General features: G+C 63.8%; 15 protein-coding genes. 6 read left to right on the forward strand and 9 right to left on the reverse strand.

What is annotated here, in order from left to right; genetic code table 11:
- Nucleotides 1-162: 162 nt before the first annotated feature.
- From AB0C34_RS22340 to AB0C34_RS22365, 6 genes are all read right to left on the reverse strand, one after another.
- Entirely contained in the window at nt 163-2,241 is a 2,079-nt protein-coding gene (locus AB0C34_RS22340) for a hypothetical protein (RefSeq protein WP_357076111.1), read from the reverse strand.
- A 275-nt stretch (nt 2,242-2,516) separates the two neighbouring features.
- Nucleotides 2,517-2,837 carry a hypothetical protein gene (locus AB0C34_RS22345; RefSeq protein ID WP_357076115.1) on the reverse strand — a complete coding sequence of 107 codons (321 nt, stop codon included), beginning with the start codon at nt 2,835-2,837 and terminating at the stop codon, nt 2,517-2,519.
- A 138-nt stretch (nt 2,838-2,975) separates the two neighbouring features.
- The gene (locus tag AB0C34_RS22350; protein ID WP_357076118.1) at nt 2,976-3,323 is read right to left on the reverse strand and encodes a hypothetical protein; all 348 of its coding nucleotides are present in this window, start codon (nt 3,321-3,323) and stop codon (nt 2,976-2,978) included.
- Between the two features lie 37 nt (nt 3,324-3,360).
- Nucleotides 3,361-3,681 (reverse strand): hypothetical protein, encoded by a 321-nt coding sequence (locus AB0C34_RS22355; RefSeq protein WP_357076121.1) that lies wholly within the window; start codon nt 3,679-3,681, stop codon nt 3,361-3,363.
- A gap of 843 nt (nt 3,682-4,524) precedes the next feature.
- Nucleotides 4,525-4,674 (reverse strand): hypothetical protein, encoded by a 150-nt coding sequence (locus tag AB0C34_RS22360; protein WP_357076124.1) that lies wholly within the window; start codon nt 4,672-4,674, stop codon nt 4,525-4,527.
- Nucleotides 4,671-4,835: a hypothetical protein gene (locus tag AB0C34_RS22365; RefSeq protein ID WP_357076127.1), complete on the reverse strand. Its 165-nt coding sequence runs from the start codon at nt 4,833-4,835 to the stop codon at nt 4,671-4,673. The genes AB0C34_RS22360 and AB0C34_RS22365 overlap by 4 nt, the downstream gene beginning before the upstream one ends.
- Nucleotides 4,836-5,075: 240 nt before the next feature.
- Between AB0C34_RS22365 and AB0C34_RS22370 the strand changes: the two genes are divergently transcribed.
- Both AB0C34_RS22370 and AB0C34_RS22375 read left to right on the forward strand, forming a co-directional pair.
- Entirely contained in the window at nt 5,076-5,240 is a 165-nt protein-coding gene (locus tag AB0C34_RS22370; RefSeq protein WP_357076130.1) for a hypothetical protein, read from the forward strand.
- Between the two features lie 461 nt (nt 5,241-5,701).
- Nucleotides 5,702-7,222: an aminotransferase class V-fold PLP-dependent enzyme gene (locus tag AB0C34_RS22375; protein WP_357076133.1), complete on the forward strand. Its 1,521-nt coding sequence runs from the start codon at nt 5,702-5,704 to the stop codon at nt 7,220-7,222.
- A 185-nt stretch (nt 7,223-7,407) separates the two neighbouring features.
- Here the strand turns inward: AB0C34_RS22375 and glnA are convergent, their stop codons facing one another.
- Complete coding sequence (glnA, locus tag AB0C34_RS22380) at nt 7,408-8,844, reverse strand: type I glutamate--ammonia ligase (RefSeq protein ID WP_357076136.1); 1,437 nt, start codon at nt 8,842-8,844, stop codon at nt 7,408-7,410.
- A 252-nt stretch (nt 8,845-9,096) separates the two neighbouring features.
- Here glnA and AB0C34_RS22385 point away from each other — a divergent pair, with 252 nt between their 5' ends.
- Entirely contained in the window at nt 9,097-9,552 is a 456-nt protein-coding gene (locus AB0C34_RS22385; RefSeq protein WP_357076139.1) for an RDD family protein, read from the forward strand.
- A gap of 170 nt (nt 9,553-9,722) precedes the next feature.
- Here the strand turns inward: AB0C34_RS22385 and AB0C34_RS22390 are convergent, their stop codons facing one another.
- On the reverse strand, nt 9,723-10,457 hold the full coding sequence (locus AB0C34_RS22390) for a DUF4191 domain-containing protein (RefSeq protein WP_357076141.1): 735 nt from the start codon (nt 10,455-10,457) through the stop codon (nt 9,723-9,725).
- 55 nt (nt 10,458-10,512) lie between these two features.
- A complete protein-coding gene (locus AB0C34_RS22395; RefSeq protein ID WP_357076144.1) occupies nt 10,513-10,962 on the reverse strand; it encodes a hypothetical protein in 450 nt (149 codons plus the stop codon).
- A gap of 402 nt (nt 10,963-11,364) precedes the next feature.
- Here AB0C34_RS22395 and AB0C34_RS22400 point away from each other — a divergent pair, with 402 nt between their 5' ends.
- Genes AB0C34_RS22400 through AB0C34_RS22410 form a run of 3 tightly spaced genes read left to right on the forward strand, consistent with a single transcriptional unit; the run spans nt 11,365 to nt 15,283 of the window.
- On the forward strand, nt 11,365-13,029 hold the full coding sequence (locus AB0C34_RS22400) for a CocE/NonD family hydrolase (protein ID WP_357076147.1): 1,665 nt from the start codon (nt 11,365-11,367) through the stop codon (nt 13,027-13,029).
- Nucleotides 13,026-14,402, forward strand: coding sequence for a M20/M25/M40 family metallo-hydrolase (locus AB0C34_RS22405; protein WP_357076150.1), 1,377 nt, complete (start codon nt 13,026-13,028; stop codon nt 14,400-14,402). Before AB0C34_RS22400 ends, AB0C34_RS22405 begins: the two co-directional genes overlap by 4 nt.
- Nucleotides 14,399-15,283, forward strand: coding sequence for a lysophospholipase (locus AB0C34_RS22410; protein ID WP_357076153.1), 885 nt, complete (start codon nt 14,399-14,401; stop codon nt 15,281-15,283). Before AB0C34_RS22405 ends, AB0C34_RS22410 begins: the two co-directional genes overlap by 4 nt.
- Nucleotides 15,284-15,351 lie beyond the last annotated feature (68 nt).

The following is a 15,351-nucleotide window of genomic DNA, read 5'->3' on the forward strand; positions in this document are numbered from 1 at the left end:
GAGCCGCAGCCGGGCAATCCCGGCAGCCAGTGCCGAACGCGGCAGCCCGCAGCCAACCCACTGAACGGTCAACCGCATCACGCTGTTTCTACGGCGACATGGCCGCAGAACACCGATACCGAGCCGATCAGGCCAGCACATCAGACCCACGAAAGATCCGGGTCAGATCATTTTCGGTGGTGTGACTGGTGGCGGTCCGGCGGGTTGTGCCTGGTTCACCGACGGCGAGGGTGGCGCCGCGGATGATCCGGTGTCGGTACCAGCGACGCTATCCAAACCGGTCGGATGGATATAACCGGTGAAATTCCCGTACTTTTCTTTCAGTGGAGGATCGTTGGGATCCAAAGGAATGAGATGACCGCCGTCCAGAACATACAGCTTGTTCTCGTGATTGACGATCAATGCACTATGCCCCTCCCACTGAAGGATATCGCCCGTCCTCAAGTCGCCGGGACCATTGACCGTCGCCGGCGGGTGATCCGCTGTCAACTCACCCACGGTTCCCTGGTATGCGGACACCGCATCCATCGCAGTGTTCTGCACCTGATTCCGCAGCGCCTCCGCGACCGGCTGCGACGCCTTCACATTCGTATTATCGATCGGAACATCCACCATCGCACCCGGTGTCGTCACCGCCGGCGGCGCACCCGCATACGCCGGCGCCACCACACCCGCAGGAGAAGCCTGCGCACCCGGATCAACAGTGGCAGCAGCAGAAGCGGACGCCGAACGCTCCCGCTCACGCTCACGTTCCCGCTCACGTTCCCGCGCATCCCGATCATCACTGATGTCATCGATCGGGGAACGGTTCTGCTGGTTCCCCATCCCTCCCATCATCGACGCCAACAGCAGCGGCGTCATATCAGGGCCACCACCACCAGTGTTAGCCGGGGCCGGGGCCGCGACCGTGCTAGCGGGCGGAGGCGCACCGGTCCCAGAGCCCTGCGACCCTCCCGGCACAGTGAAAGGCAGACCCCCGTCCGACAACCCACCACCACTATCAGAACCAGTACCGCCGCCTAGCGGAACAACCGAGGAATCATCCGTGGCACCCGGCAGAACATCACCGAACAACGAACTGAAATCCTCGTTCTGACCAGTGGGCTGCTGCCCAAGCATGTTCTGCCCCAAGCTCGGGTCACCGGTGTACACCACAGTGTTCCCACCATTACCACTGTTGTCCTTGGCCGACTTATTACCATCGCCCTTGTCGCCGTTGTTGTCGCCCGTCTTGTCCTTCTTCTCGGTCGGATACCCCGGTAAATCTCCGAACTTCTTTCCGTAGCCCTCGGACCGATTCGCATACTCGGTAACCTGATCTACGCAATACTGGACAGTCTGACTGACAATTCCATAAATAGGCTTCTCTTCGACGACATTCTGAATACCACTCGCCTCGAAGTTCTTCTCACTGAACGTACTCGACCCATAATACCCAGCATGAGGCTCCTTGAGCTTCGCCCAAATATCTTCATGCGTAGTCTGAATCCTGTCGTACATATTCCTATACGTACGATCATTGTCCGCACTGATCTGCTCGTTCGCGAGCTTGAAATCCTTGTCACGGCGCGACCACTGAGCATCCAACTGGTCAAGAAATTCCGAGGCCGACTTATAAGCATCGACAGCCTCACCCTTCCCCGCGACCTCAGCCTCCCCCGCGGTACCCATCGTATCCACGAAACTTTTACTCAGATTGTTGTCCCACAGATTCGTATCCTTACCCTTACCCGAATCCAAGGCAATCGGCTTACCCTTGCCCGTACCCATCTGATACGCCAAATACGCAAGCTGACGGTTCGCCAAATTGATGAACGTCTTCAAATCCTCCGACGCACTACCAGGCGGAACATTGATCTTCAACGGAAAATCGCTAAGCTTATCCCCCTCCTCCGGATCCTTATCCAACCCCTCCATATACTTCTTTTTAAGATCATCATCCGAAGGCGGAGGAGGCGTCGACGTACGATCCTCCGCCGGCAACCGCTTATCGAGATCGATACGGTATACGTTGTTGACCAGCTTCGGTTCGAATGCTTTCCCATCCGAAGTGAGGATGTACTTCGTATCCCCGGCACTGGGCCAGGTGACTATCTTCTTCGGATCCCCTCCCGCAGGATCAGCCTCATACACGGTGACTTCGCCACCGTTCTTTTCCTGGGCCTCGTAGAAACCCGACTCGGGACGAGTCGTCGACTTTGTATAGTTACCTTGCCCGTCATGCACGTAATAATTGGTCATGCGCCCTCCTTGCGGGCGATATTGCCGCAGCGGTTATTGCTGGCTCTATCTCGGTGTCGTCGATTCGATTTTCGCAATGACGAGACGTCAGTTCCGGAATGCGACGAGCACAGTTTAATTCGCCGCATGGAGGGTGCCTCGCTGCTCGATGACGCCAGAATGATTTCATCGCTCATCAGCGCGACCCTCGATCAGATGCGTTACTCCGGACTTCTCGTACGCAGATAACAGCCATACCGAATCCTCCCGCCCGGCTTACCGTCGCATGCTGGAGTTCAGACTCCCGGCGAACTGCGCCGAACCGCCGCGCCGCCCGTACCATCGGTGTCCTCGATAGCACTGGCTGTCGCACCCGAATTGTCACCCGCATTTTGGCGGCCAACCGCCGCCGAGGTCCAACCGGAGACACGATCGCGCAGGTGCGGGAGGGCATAACCATCCAAAAATGCGTAGGATGCGTAACCATTTTCCGCAATAAAGTCGTTTTCGTAGTCGGGATCATTTTTTGCGAGCTCGAGACGGGTAGGAACCATGTCATGGTTGGCGCCGCGCCGTCTGCGCCAATCGCCTGGATCTTGATCGAACTCAGTGACCATATCGACCAGCTCTCTCCAACTCTCCGACCTCTTCATTCTTCAGCATCCCCATATTTGGGGATAACGAACAAGAGGTGCGGGGAGCTCTACGCGCTGCTCACGCCGATGTCAGGGCCACGCCGAGCCTATCGGCTGAAATCAGAAGCTTTCACCGAACTCGGCCTTCTGAGCAAGGGTGTACTCGGCCTCGGTGGGTAGCCCTAACGAGTCGGCGAGGCGCGGCAGCGCACCGTTGTACAGCAACTCCGCACGGCGACCAACCTGAGACTTCAGGCGGGCCAGTCGAGCGACGCGAAGAATTTCGGCAGCGAGCCAGTCGTCCGTGTTCTCCCACACCTCGTCGCCGAGGTGCAGACCGACAATCATGCCACTCGGGTCGCACGCGACGCCAACCGAGTAGTCGGGGTTGAACACCTCGTAGATCAGATTCTGCCAATCGGGCGGCGATTCCGCCCCGACGCCGCCCGACATGTCTAGCTCCGCCACGACATCACTCCTGGGTATCGTTGACTGCGCCGACGAGTTAGGACTCCGGCCACGACACCTGGGGCCAAGTTGTCTCCTCGACAGCAAGTTTGTGTTGCCGTGTGGCGTCGATGGTGCTGTCTCGAATCGCCGCCATGATGTCGTCCACCAGTTCCTTACTGCTTGCGGCGTTCGCGATCGTTCCAGGGACGATGTACAGATCGGTGAGTCTGCCCACGGCGTCCACTTCCGGAATCACTCGCGAACTCGGCGATGGGCGGCGAGCGCGGATCCGGTCGATCCGTTCCAGCATGTCGTCGACGATATGCACCATCGCCCGACCGGATTCCAGCGCCGATATCGTATACGGATGCATCATGCGGGCCCAGTTTCCCTGCACGATCGCCGCACTCCCGGCAAGCGACGAGCCATCACCCCGGCGACAGAGCATGAACCTGGCACTGCCCGAACAGGCACGCCGAGCCACATGGCTATCGGACGCACAGCGGGGTTACTGCCCAGCTCTTTTCGCATGCCACCTCCTCCCATGGATGATAGGTTTCCAATTCTTCATACGTCCCACAGAATTCCCAGGTCTGAGAAGTGCGCAGTGTCATCCCGCACTCGCCAGACCGCGAGGTGATGCTCGGAGGCGACGCCGGATCGGCTATCTCCAGAGGGTTACTCGATATCCCGCATCCATCGGTGGGATCCACGGCTGAGATGCCGCGTCCAAGATCTATCACGCGAAGGTCGACGTCAGTAGAGCAACCGACGAACCACCGCATCCAGATGCTCTCCACCAAGCGAGTCTGGCGCCGACCCTGTCGTCCAGCCATGCAATTGGGCCTCGTAGCCGCTTTCGGGCCGAACGCCGACGAGCCCACCCGATCGCGACCGGTTAGTGATCGCGGAACGGATGGACTCGCTGACTACTGCGGGTGAACTGCGGCCAGAAGACCGCGGTGAGATACTCCGCCGCAGTTCAGAAGCCTCGAACGGCGTACACGTCGAAGTAGAGTTCGAATCACCACCATGGCGTTGACTCGTGGCGGCACGTTGCGACACTGACTCTGACCTGCGCACCTGTGTTGGATTCGCTGGCTGTAACCGGCACTTTTCGATCACCCTGCGTACTCACTGCGTACCGTGTTCGGCCTCGTAGACGAGAAGGGGGTACTCGATTGCGAGTAACCTCTCGCGACGCAACCGGTTCGATGGGTTACGGGTCCTCTTCGACCGGAACCACGCGGCCGTCTACCACCTTGAATGGCGGGCCGGGGATCCCGTACTCATCGACCACGCTCCAGGTTCCGCCATGACGCTCCAACCACGCGGCGGGGCCGTCCTGGTCGTCATCCGGCCCCGTCACAGTGCCTCGTCCTCAACGCACTGGATGATCTCGCTCGCCGGAATCGACTCATCCGGTTCGCCGCCGAGGTCGATTAGCCAGGGCAGCTCCCAGAACACGGGTATCAGCATCCCGCCGACCACGGCCATGACTTTCAGGTCGACTGCAATTTCTTCGGACATTCGCTCCACCCCTCTTGGCGCTGCCCGCTGTGGTTGGCAAGCACCCGCCGCCGAGGACGTACGTCCAGCAGGGCGGCTCAATGGGTAGCCGGACAGGTGTCGACCCGGCGACGGGGTGGCGTCGATGCGGCCGAACTCCGCCGACACGACTTCTTCGTCTGCTGTGCGCGTGGTTCAGGAGCCCGACCTTCGGGCTGTCCCTGGGCTCGAGGGTGGGGGACGACCTGACCGAACTCGTGCGTGGACTCGCGACCCGGCACCACCCATGCCGTCGACGCCCTCGCGCAGGCAGCGGAGTCGTGTGAAGCGACCTGGAGTTACTCGGCTGTCGGACTGGGCTTCTCCCCCGACCACGGCGTCGACAAACTCAACGTCTATGGCACACCCACGTGGAGTACCGCGTAGCACACAAATGGCTGAATGCTCGTAGCGGAACAGCGGAAAATATCTGCGGTCAAAAGGATTCGGTTTGCATGCCAAGCACCGAAGCCGAGTGCATACTTCGGGGAAAGATGGACGAGGCAACGTACATCGGCCCGGTCCCAAATATCAGTCGCGAAGGCGGCACACCAGGCATCTCGATGTCGTATGGCCGCGTCCCGATGAAGCGACCGTTTTCGTCATGGACACCGGGGACGTTGTTGCCGCCGCTCGCACGGACCCGAGGCAGAACTCATACTTCGCTGCGTTGACGACAACGTCGATAGTGCCCGTTCCCGACAGGGCCATAGCGCCGCTGTCGAAACGTTCGAGGATGCCGGCCGCCCGCTATGGACGAGCGGACGGCGCTCGCCGGGATTCCGCGGCGCGTCTGGTCGCAACCTCTGTGACACTCAGTTGACGACACGACCGGGTAGGAGCTGGCCATGACAACACCATCAGACCATCAAGTGCGGCAACCGATCGCGAGCGGGAGCACCACCGGCCTGTCGCATACACCGGCGGAGTTTCTCGCCGCATATCCCGACTACCCGACCACCGCTCGGCTCGATGAGCTACGGGCCACCGAATACAGCTACCTGGACAGCAACAACCACGTCTACCTCGACTACACCGGCTCCGGACTGGCCGCACGCGCCCAGTACCATGCCCACAGGTCACGACTGTCCGAAAGTTGTTTCAGCAACCCACATTCGGAGAATCCGACCTCACGTGCGGCGACCGAACTCGTAGAGCGCGCACGCCAGGCGGTGCTCGCACACTTCAACGCCGCACCGACGGAATACACCGCGATCTTCACGGCCAACGCGACCGCCGCGTGCCGGCTGGTCGGAGAGGCTTATCCGTTCGGACCGGCGGCACCGTACGTGCTCACCTTCGACAACCACAATTCGGTGAACGGAATCCGAGAATTCGCGCGGGCGAGACGTGCACAGACCCAGTACATTCCGATCACCGACGCCGAGCTGAGAGTGAGCGAACAAGCGGTCCACGCGGCACTGCGTCGTCGCTCTCGACTCGGATGGCGCACAACAGTGGAAGGGACCGAGCGCCACGGGTTGTTCGCCTATCCGGCGCAGAGCAACTTCACCGGCGTGCAGTATCCGCTCGAATGGGTTGATATCGCCCATGAATACGGCTACGACGTCCTGCTGGATGCCGCCGCCTTCGCGCCCACCAACGCACTCGACCTCACCGCGGTGCAGGCCGACTTCATACCGGTGAGTTGGTACAAGCTGTTCGGATATCCAACCGGCATCGGTTGTCTGATCGCCCGCCGTGAAGCATTGGCCAGGCTGCGCCGGCCCTGGTTCTCCGGCGGCACCATCCTCGCCGTCAGTATCCAGGGCGACTGGCATTCGGCGGCGGCGGGCGCGGCGGCCTTCGAAGACGGCACCCAGAACTTTCTGTCCATCCCCGACATCGAGTACGGGATCGGCTGGCTGCGCGGTATCGGCATGGATCGGATCCGGCTGCGCACCCGCTGTCTGACCGGATGGCTGCTCGACCGACTGATCTCACTACGGCACGACAATGGCACGCCACTGGCCAGGATCTACGGCCCACACCACAGCGGCGGTCGGGGCGCTACCGTCGCATTCAATGTTTTGGACCCCGCCGGCGTCGTCGTCGACGAGCGCTTGGTCGCTCGGGAGTCCGCCGCAGCCGGTTTGTCGATACGCACCGGATGCTTCTGCAATCCCGGGGTCGGCGAGACGGCGTTCGATATCGGTCGCCGGTCCTTGCTCGGCCTCCTCGGGAAGCGGCTCACCAGCATCGACGAATACCTTGACGTGCTGGGCCTGCCCACCGGCGGCGCGGTCCGCGTCTCGCTCGGGCTCGCCTCCAACATCCAGGATGTCCAACGATTCATCGAGTTCATCGACAACACCTATCGAAACCGGCCGGCGACCGCCGACTGCCTCCCCCCACGGGAACAGTGCTGACCCGACCAGCCCGATCGTCCGGGACCGGGCACACCGCACCCCCGAATCTGATTCGGGGGTGCGGTGGCTCGATACGGATGAGTCCACCCGCCAGGTGATCGCGTCTGTGATCACCTGGCGGGTGGACTCGGTTCCGACCGTTTCGTAACGAGGGGATTATTCTGCCGCCTTCGTGCGAGTCAGACTTACACGTCGAAGTAGAGCTCGAACTCGTACGGGTGCGGCCGCAGGTTCACCGGCGCAATTTCACCGTCGCGCTTGAGGGTGATCCAGGTCTCGATCAGATCCTCGGTGAAGACGTTGCCTTCGGTGAGGTAGTCGTGGTCCTGTTCGAGGCGGTCGATGACCGAGGACAGGCTGGTTGGGGCCTGGGGGATGTTCTTGGCCTCCTCCGGCGGGAGCTCGTAGAGGTCCTTGTCGACCGGGGCCAGGGGCTCCATCTTCTTCTTGATGCCGTCCAGGCCGGCCATCATCATGGCGGCGAAGGCCAGGTACGGGTTGCCCGAGGAGTCCGGCGCGCGGAACTCGAGGCGCTTGGCCTTCGGGTTGTTACCGGTGACCGGGATGCGGACCGCGGCGGAACGGTTGCGCTGCGAGTACACCAGGTTTATCGGGGCCTCGTAGCCCGGAACCAGGCGGTGGTAGGAGTTCACGGTCGGGTTGGTGAACGCCAGTAGCGACGGCGCGTGGTGCAGGATGCCGCCGATGTAGTGGCGTGCCAGGTCCGACAGGCCGCCGTAACCGGCCTCGTCGTGGAACAGCGGCTTGCCGTCCTTCCACAGCGACTGGTGCACGTGCATACCGGAGCCGTTGTCGCCGAAGAGCGGCTTCGGCATGAAGGTGACGGTCTTGCCTTCCTGCCACGCGGTGTTCTTGACGATGTACTTGAACAACTGCAGGTCGTCGGCGGCGGCGAGCAGGGTGTTGAACCTGTAGTTGATCTCGGCCTGACCAGCGGTACCGACCTCGTGGTGGCCACGCTCCAGTTCGAAGCCGGAGTTCTGCAGGTTGGTCGAGATCTTGTCGCGCAGGTCGACGTAGTGGTCGTAGGGCGCGACCGGGAAGTATCCGCCCTTGTTGCGGACCTTGTAGCCGCGGTTCAGGGTGCCGTCCGGGTTGAATTCGGCACCGGTGTTCCAGGAGCCCGAGACCGACTCGATCTCGTAGAACGCGCCGTTCATGGCCGAGTCGTAGCGGATCGAGTCGAAGATGTAGAACTCCGCCTCGGGGCCGAAGTACGCGGTGTCGGCGATGCCGGTCGAGCGCAGGTACTCCTCCGCCTTGCGCGCGACGTTACGCGGGTCGCGGCTGTAGGCCTCCCGGGTGAACGGGTCGTGCACGAAGAAGTTGAGGTTCAGCGTCTTGGCGGCGCGGAACGGGTCGATCCGTGCGGTCGTGTAGTCGGGCAGCAGCAGCATGTCCGACTCGTCGATCGACTGGAAACCACGGACGGAGGAGCCGTCGAAGGCCAGCCCTTCCTCGGCGAGATCAGTGGTGAAAGCCTTGGCCGGAATCGAGAAGTGCTGCTGCACACCGGGAAGGTCGCTGAAACGGATGTCAACGTACTCGACTTCTTCGTCAGCGAGGTATTTGATGACCTCGTCGGCCGTGCTGAACGTCACTTGTTCTCCTAACGGATCGGTTCCCAGCCAGTGTCGATTGCTTGGGCTCGTCGCGTCCAGACGCTATGGATGCCGTGTTTCCCCGCAGTCAAGGCTGTGTTTCGCCAGTGTTACGCGTGCACCTGGCCGAGTGGCAATGGCCACCCGAGCTCGAACAAATGGTAGTCCTGTCACCCCTTTGTGGCATGCGCCGACCTGAACTCCCATTATGCGGTACCGATCGGCCGGTCGGACGGGCCTATTCTGGGGTGTATGGCACGCATCACCGGATCTTGGCTCTCGGGACCTTCGGCCGATCCCGGCGACTCGGCAACCCCTGATTTCCCCGGTGAGTATTTGGGCCTGCCGCAGACCGGTGCCGGTTCGTTGGCGGGGATGGGACGCCGTATCGCCGCCCTGTTCGTGGACTGGTTGATCGCGCTCGGTATCTCGGCGCTGATCGTGCGCAGCGGTTCGGCGTCGAGCTTGACAATGCTGGTCTGGTTCGTGATCGGCGTCGGTGGGGTCACGCTGTTCGGTCTCACGCCGGGGCAGTATTTCCTGCGGCTACGGACGGTCCGCGTCGACGCCGCGGTTCCGGTCGGCTTCGTACGGGCGCTGGCCAGGCAGATGCTCCTGGTTTTCGTGGTGCCCGCGCTGTTCACCGATGCCGACGGACGCGGGATGCACGATCGTGCGACCGGCACGGCTCTCGTCCACTCGCGCTGACGCCCGACCGGTGTCCGTGCACCGACTCGGCGCCCCAGCGTCCCGGGTCACCGGCTATCGACCTGATAGGGCGGTCGGTCGCTTTTCGGCAGTGAGGATGCCGATTACCTGCGTGACCGCAGACGAAAGGCCGGTACCTCGATAGGTACCGGCCTCTCGTGTGCATCAGGTCAGCGCCGGCGGATGGTCCGCTGTACGCCGCGCATCTTCGCGCCCCCGGGCACCGGGCCCTTCGGCAGCGCGGGCCCACTGCGTGAGCTGAGCGCAGACAGGCGGCCTTCGATGAGGTCGATCCGTTTGGTGTCGATATTGCGGGGCAGCTTGGTCAGGTAGCGCTGCAGTTCCTTCAGGGGAACTTGACCCTCGTCGTTACCGATGACGATGTCGTAGATCGGGGTGTCGCCGATCAACCGGGCCGTGCGCTTCTTCTCCTGGGCCAGCAGCGATTTCACCCGCTGCGAGGAGCCCTCGGCAACCAGGACCACGCCGGGTAGACCGATCACCCGATGGACCGCGTCCAGCTGGGTGGTCGCGGCGATGCCGTTACGCACCCGCCACTTGCCTTGCAGGTTGTCCAGCACCCAGGCCGCGGCGCCCGCCTGGCCCTCGGCCTTGTGGTAGACGCTCTTTTGCACCCGCCGGCCGAAGAGGATGAAGGCGAGCAGGGCGCCGAGTACCACGCCGAGCGGGACGAGGAACCAGGTGAGCCCGAAGAGCAAACCGACGACGACAAAGACGGCGGTGACGCCGATCACAGTGCCGATCATCAGTGGCAGCAGCAGCTTGTCTTCCTTGCGCTGCATCTGGAACGCCTGCCAGAGCTGCCGACGACGTTCTTTCGACTGCTGCTTGCGAGCCGCTTTCGCCGCGGCCTTCGCTTCCTTGCTGGGCTTGCCTGCTGCCATGCCTCTCAGGATAGTGCCCAGGTAGTCCCGGCTTTGCCACGGGACAGTAGCGCGATCAATTCAAGCCACGGCGGACGATCGGACCGAGCACGGTCAGATCCAGATCACCGGATGCCTCGGTCCAGCCCATAGCACGCAAGTCCACCGGGGTGGCCACGCCGAGGGCGTCGCGCAGGCCGACCACGACCGAGCGGGCGAACTCGAGCAGGCCATTGGGTGAGATCGGCCAGAACAGTGTTCTGGTCCAGTTGTCCATATCGCGTCGCAGCACCGGCTCGTGCCAGCCGAGTTCGCGCAACTCCTGTGCGGCGGCATCGGGAATGGGCTTCGTCAGATAGTGGTTCCCGGCCAACTCGGCGGAGAGTTTTATATCGTACTGAACGAACTGGACATAGCGATTTCCGGGCGCCGCGATAATCAACGTCGCGCGCGAGGGCAGCTCGGAGAGACATTGCGCCAACGCCTGCACGAACCGTTCCCAGTCCATGGTCGCCGACTCACTCATTCTTGCCCTGGCACTGCACCGGCTGATCATACGCCCACCGGCCCCGGACACCAGGCGAATTCTGTTGAACCACGGTGTACTTCACGCGTATCCAACGAGAGAGAATGGTCATCACGAAGGCCGGATATCCACGCCCCGCCATCCCCGCGTCCGTAGCCGATGGGTGCGGCAAATCGGGCGACAAGACCTGTTACCGGAATAAAAACGTCGCCGCGGAATCAGTCCAGAAATCGATCGATCATGCCGTGGCGAGTTGCCGATCCCGTGGCGCAGGTCAGCACCGCGAAGCCCGCGCAGCACCACCTCCGGATCGAGCATTCGGAGCAACGCCAAGAGATAACCGGACGACCACCATGGTTCCGGGGGCTGGACGCCTCTGCCGGCACACCCGATAGTCCTAGAGTGACCGAACGAACCGGAATGCTGCGCGCCCTGTTCGGGCTATTGCTGCTATTGGTAGCGTCCGCGCCGGCGACCGCCGCCGCCGAGCCACTTGCGGCGCCCTTTCAGTGGCGGCAAGCGTTCATCGATGGCAAGGACGGCACCCGGCTGCACGCGGATATTTTGCGACCGGACGGCATCTCCGACGACATACGCACGCCGGTCATCCTCACCGTCAGCCCGTATCGCGCGCATCTCGCGTATCTGAGCGAGCCGCGCCTTGCGGGCGGCCCATCCACCGACAACCTCACCGTGGATCTGTTCCTGCGCGCCGGCTACACCTATGTGATCGTCGACCTGCGCGGCTTCGGCGGCTCGGACGGCTGCCCCGACTTCGGCGGCCCCGGTGAACGCTCGGATGTGGCGACCGCGGTGGAGTGGGCGGCGAGTCAGCCGTGGTCCACCGGCAAGGTGGGGATGTTCGGCGCCTCCTACGAGGCATGGACCGGGCTGATGGGCCTGGCGGCCGCACCGAACGGCCTGGCGGCGGTCGTCGCGTTCGAGCCGGTCGTCGACCCGTACTCGTACCTGTACATGCAGGGCGTCTCGTGGAAGTTCTCCGGCAAACCGATTACCGAGAACGGTGTGCGTCCCGCCGATTTCGCCGGACTGGAGCATCTGCTCATCGCCTCCACGCCGCCGCGCCCGGAGGACTCTCCCGGCTACCGGGCCAACGCGACACAACTTCCTGCGCATTGCTACCAGCAGTACCTGGCCGATATCACGAACCACGATGGCGGCACCGCTTTCTGGCGAGACCGCGATCTGGTAGCACCGTTGCGCGGCACCATGATTCCGCTGTTTCTCGGCCAAGGCTTCGTCGACTACAACACCAGGGCCTACCGGGTGTTCGATCTGTGGCACGGGCTCGGACCAGGCGAGCACCGGGCGTGGTTCGGCCAGTGGGGCCACCGCACCTGCCACGACAAGTGCGGCACGCCGCATTTCGACACCGAGGTGCTCGCCTTCTTCGACCGACACGTGGCGGGCCGCGATGTCGAGGTCCCCGGTCCGCGCATCACCGTCGGCCAGTTCGACGGCCGCTGGCGGGCGGAGACGGCGTGGCCGCCCGCCGACGCACAGCGGGTCGCCGTCGAGCTTCGCACCGGCGGCTACACCGACCGCGGGCTGGTCCCGGGACGCGATCGTGAGGTCTGGTCGGTGTCCGAGCCGCTGACGCAGCATCAGCACCTGTCCGGCATCCCGACCGCTACCTTGCGACTGAGCGGCCCGCCGAGCGCGACGGTGGCCGTCGAACTCTACGACATCGCGCCCGACCTCCGCGCCACGGTGATCACCCGTGGCATCGCCCCGGTCACCGACACCGCCGAGATCCGGCTGCTGGCCCAGGACTGGCCGATCTCGGTGGGCCATCGGATCGGTGCGCGCGTCACCGACGTGGTCGACGACGTGTGGTCGCACTCGCCTGCCTTCGCGCACGTCACCGTTGCCGCGGCGAGCGTCGAGCTACCCCTGCTGACCGGCACGCGCAACCCCGAGCTTCCCGGCGGGCTCACCGAGGGCATCGTGAAGTGGCGCAACGAGGAGACCGTGACGCTCGAACCCGGCATGCTGGACAATGCAACGGTGCCTATGAACGTGCCCGACCGCACCGGTGACCGATGACGAAGCCGGTCGACGACCCGACCGCTGAGCGCCTCGCCGCGGCGCTGCGCTGCGCCACCGTGTCCACCGATGATCCGGCGGACGCCGACACCGCCGCGTTCGACCGCCTCGACACGCACCTCGAGCTTTCCTTCCCGTTGGTGCACGCGCAGCTCGAACTCGAACGATTCGGATACAGCAGGCTCTACCGATGGCCAGGCAGCGAACCCGACCGGGTCGCCGCCATCCTGCTCGCGCACCAGGATGTGGTCCCCGCGGACCATCCACAGCGCTGGACCCATCCGCCGTTCGCGGGGGTGGTCGACGACGAATTCATCTGGGGTCGTGGCGCGATCGATGACAAAAGTCGCGTCGTGGCCATTCTGGAGGCGGTCGAGTCGGCACTCGCCGCGGGCGTCCAGCCACGGCACACCGTCTATTTGGCGTTCGGGCACGACGAAGAGGTTTTCGGCGGGGACGGCGCCGAACGAATGGCCGAGCGGCTGCGGCGGGCGGGCGTGCGCGCCGATCTGCTGCTCGACGAGGGCGGCGTGATCACCGAGGGCGTCGCCGACGGTGTGCGGCAACCGGTGGCCTCGGTCATGCTCGGCGAGAAGGGCTACGCGACGGTCCGGCTGTCGGTCAGTGAGGTGGGTGGGCATTCCTCCATGCCGGGTCGGCAGACCGCGGTCGGCCGGATCGCCCGCGCGGTGAGCCGGATCCAGGACCATCCGATGCCGCTGCGCCTGACCCCGGTGATCGCGGACATGCTGGCCCGGCTGCGCCAGGTCATGCCGGCGCCGCGGCGGCGCCTGCTCGGCTTCGCCGGCGTCGTCGCGCCGCTGATCACTCGGGTGCTCGCGGCGAGACCGACTACCGAGGCGATGGTGCGCACCACCACCGCACCCACCGTGATCCGCGGCGGAGTGAAGGCGAACGTCTTGCCGCAGCATGCCGAAGCGCTGGTGAACTTCCGCATCCTGCCGGGCGACTCGGTCGACTCGGTGCTGGAGCACTGCCGAAAGGTGGTGCGCGACAACGGTATCCACTTCGAGCTGGTCGGCATGTCGTCGGAGCCGTCCCACACAACGGGGCCGGGGCCCGCCTTCGACATGATCGCCGATGTCGCCCGTGCCATCGTGCCCGGTATCGCCGTCACCACCGGCCTGGTCCCCGGCGCCACCGACTCCAGGCACTACGACGATCTGACCGGTACCCGATGCAATTTCGCCCCGATCGTGCTGAACGAACGCGATCTGGCCTCGATCCACGGAACCGACGAGCGACTGTCCCGGGTCAACTACGCTCGGCTCATCGAGTTCAACCGGCGGCTGATCGACCATTTCGCAGCCGCCACGACCAGCGCAGTACAGACGTCAGGAGTCGATGCATGACCACCGAGCCGACGCCGAGCGACCTCGAGCCACCCACCACGTCCACGATCCACACCGAGACCGGAGAATTCGACGGCACCGGCAGGGTCGCCTGGCGCGCCTGGCTGCCGGACAGCTCGGCACAGGGCGTTGTCGTGCTCGTACACGGCATCGCCGAGCACTCCGGACGCTACGACCACGTCGGGCAGCGATTGGCGGCCGCGGGTTTCGCGGTATACGCGCTCGATCACATCGGCCACGGCAAGTCGGGGGGCAGCAAAGCCAACATCGGTTCGATGGCGGACGCCGCGGACAATGTCGCCGCCATGCTGGAGATCGCGAGCCGCGAACATCCGGACGGACCGCGCTTTCTCCTCGGGCACTCGATGGGCAGCCTGATCGTGCTCTACCTCGCCACCCGGGCCCCGATCGACGTCGCGGGCATCGTGCTGTCGGCCCCGCCGCTGGATATCCCGGTTGGCAACCCGGTGCAGCGTCTACTCGCGCCTGTTCTGAGTAGGTTGACGCCGAATCTCGGTGTGCTGAAACTGGATTCGACGATGATCAGTCGCGACCCCGCGGTCATCGCGGCCTACGATAACGATCCGCTGGTTTATCGAGGCATGCTGCCCGCCCGCACCGGCGCCGAGATGCTCGAGGCGACCACCACGGTCAAGGGACGACTCGCGCAGCTCACCGCGCCCCTGCTGGTGCTGCACGGCACCGCCGACACGATCGCGGCACCCTCCAGCTCCGATCTCATCGAGCGGGGCGCCCGCTCCAAGGACCTCACCGTGATCCGATACGAGGGTCTCTACCACGAGGTATTCAACGAACCCGAGCAGGACAAGGTGCTCGGTGATGTGGTCGGCTGGCTGACGGAGCACGCTACCGGCCATTAGGTCCGTAGTGGGAACTATCGGATCCATCCGGTGGCTTCGTGCCAGCCGGCACAGCCCGATCGTCGGTC

The organism is Nocardia sp. NPDC049220, from assembly GCF_040647855.1.
Classification (GTDB): Bacteria; Actinomycetota; Actinomycetes; order Mycobacteriales; family Mycobacteriaceae; genus Nocardia.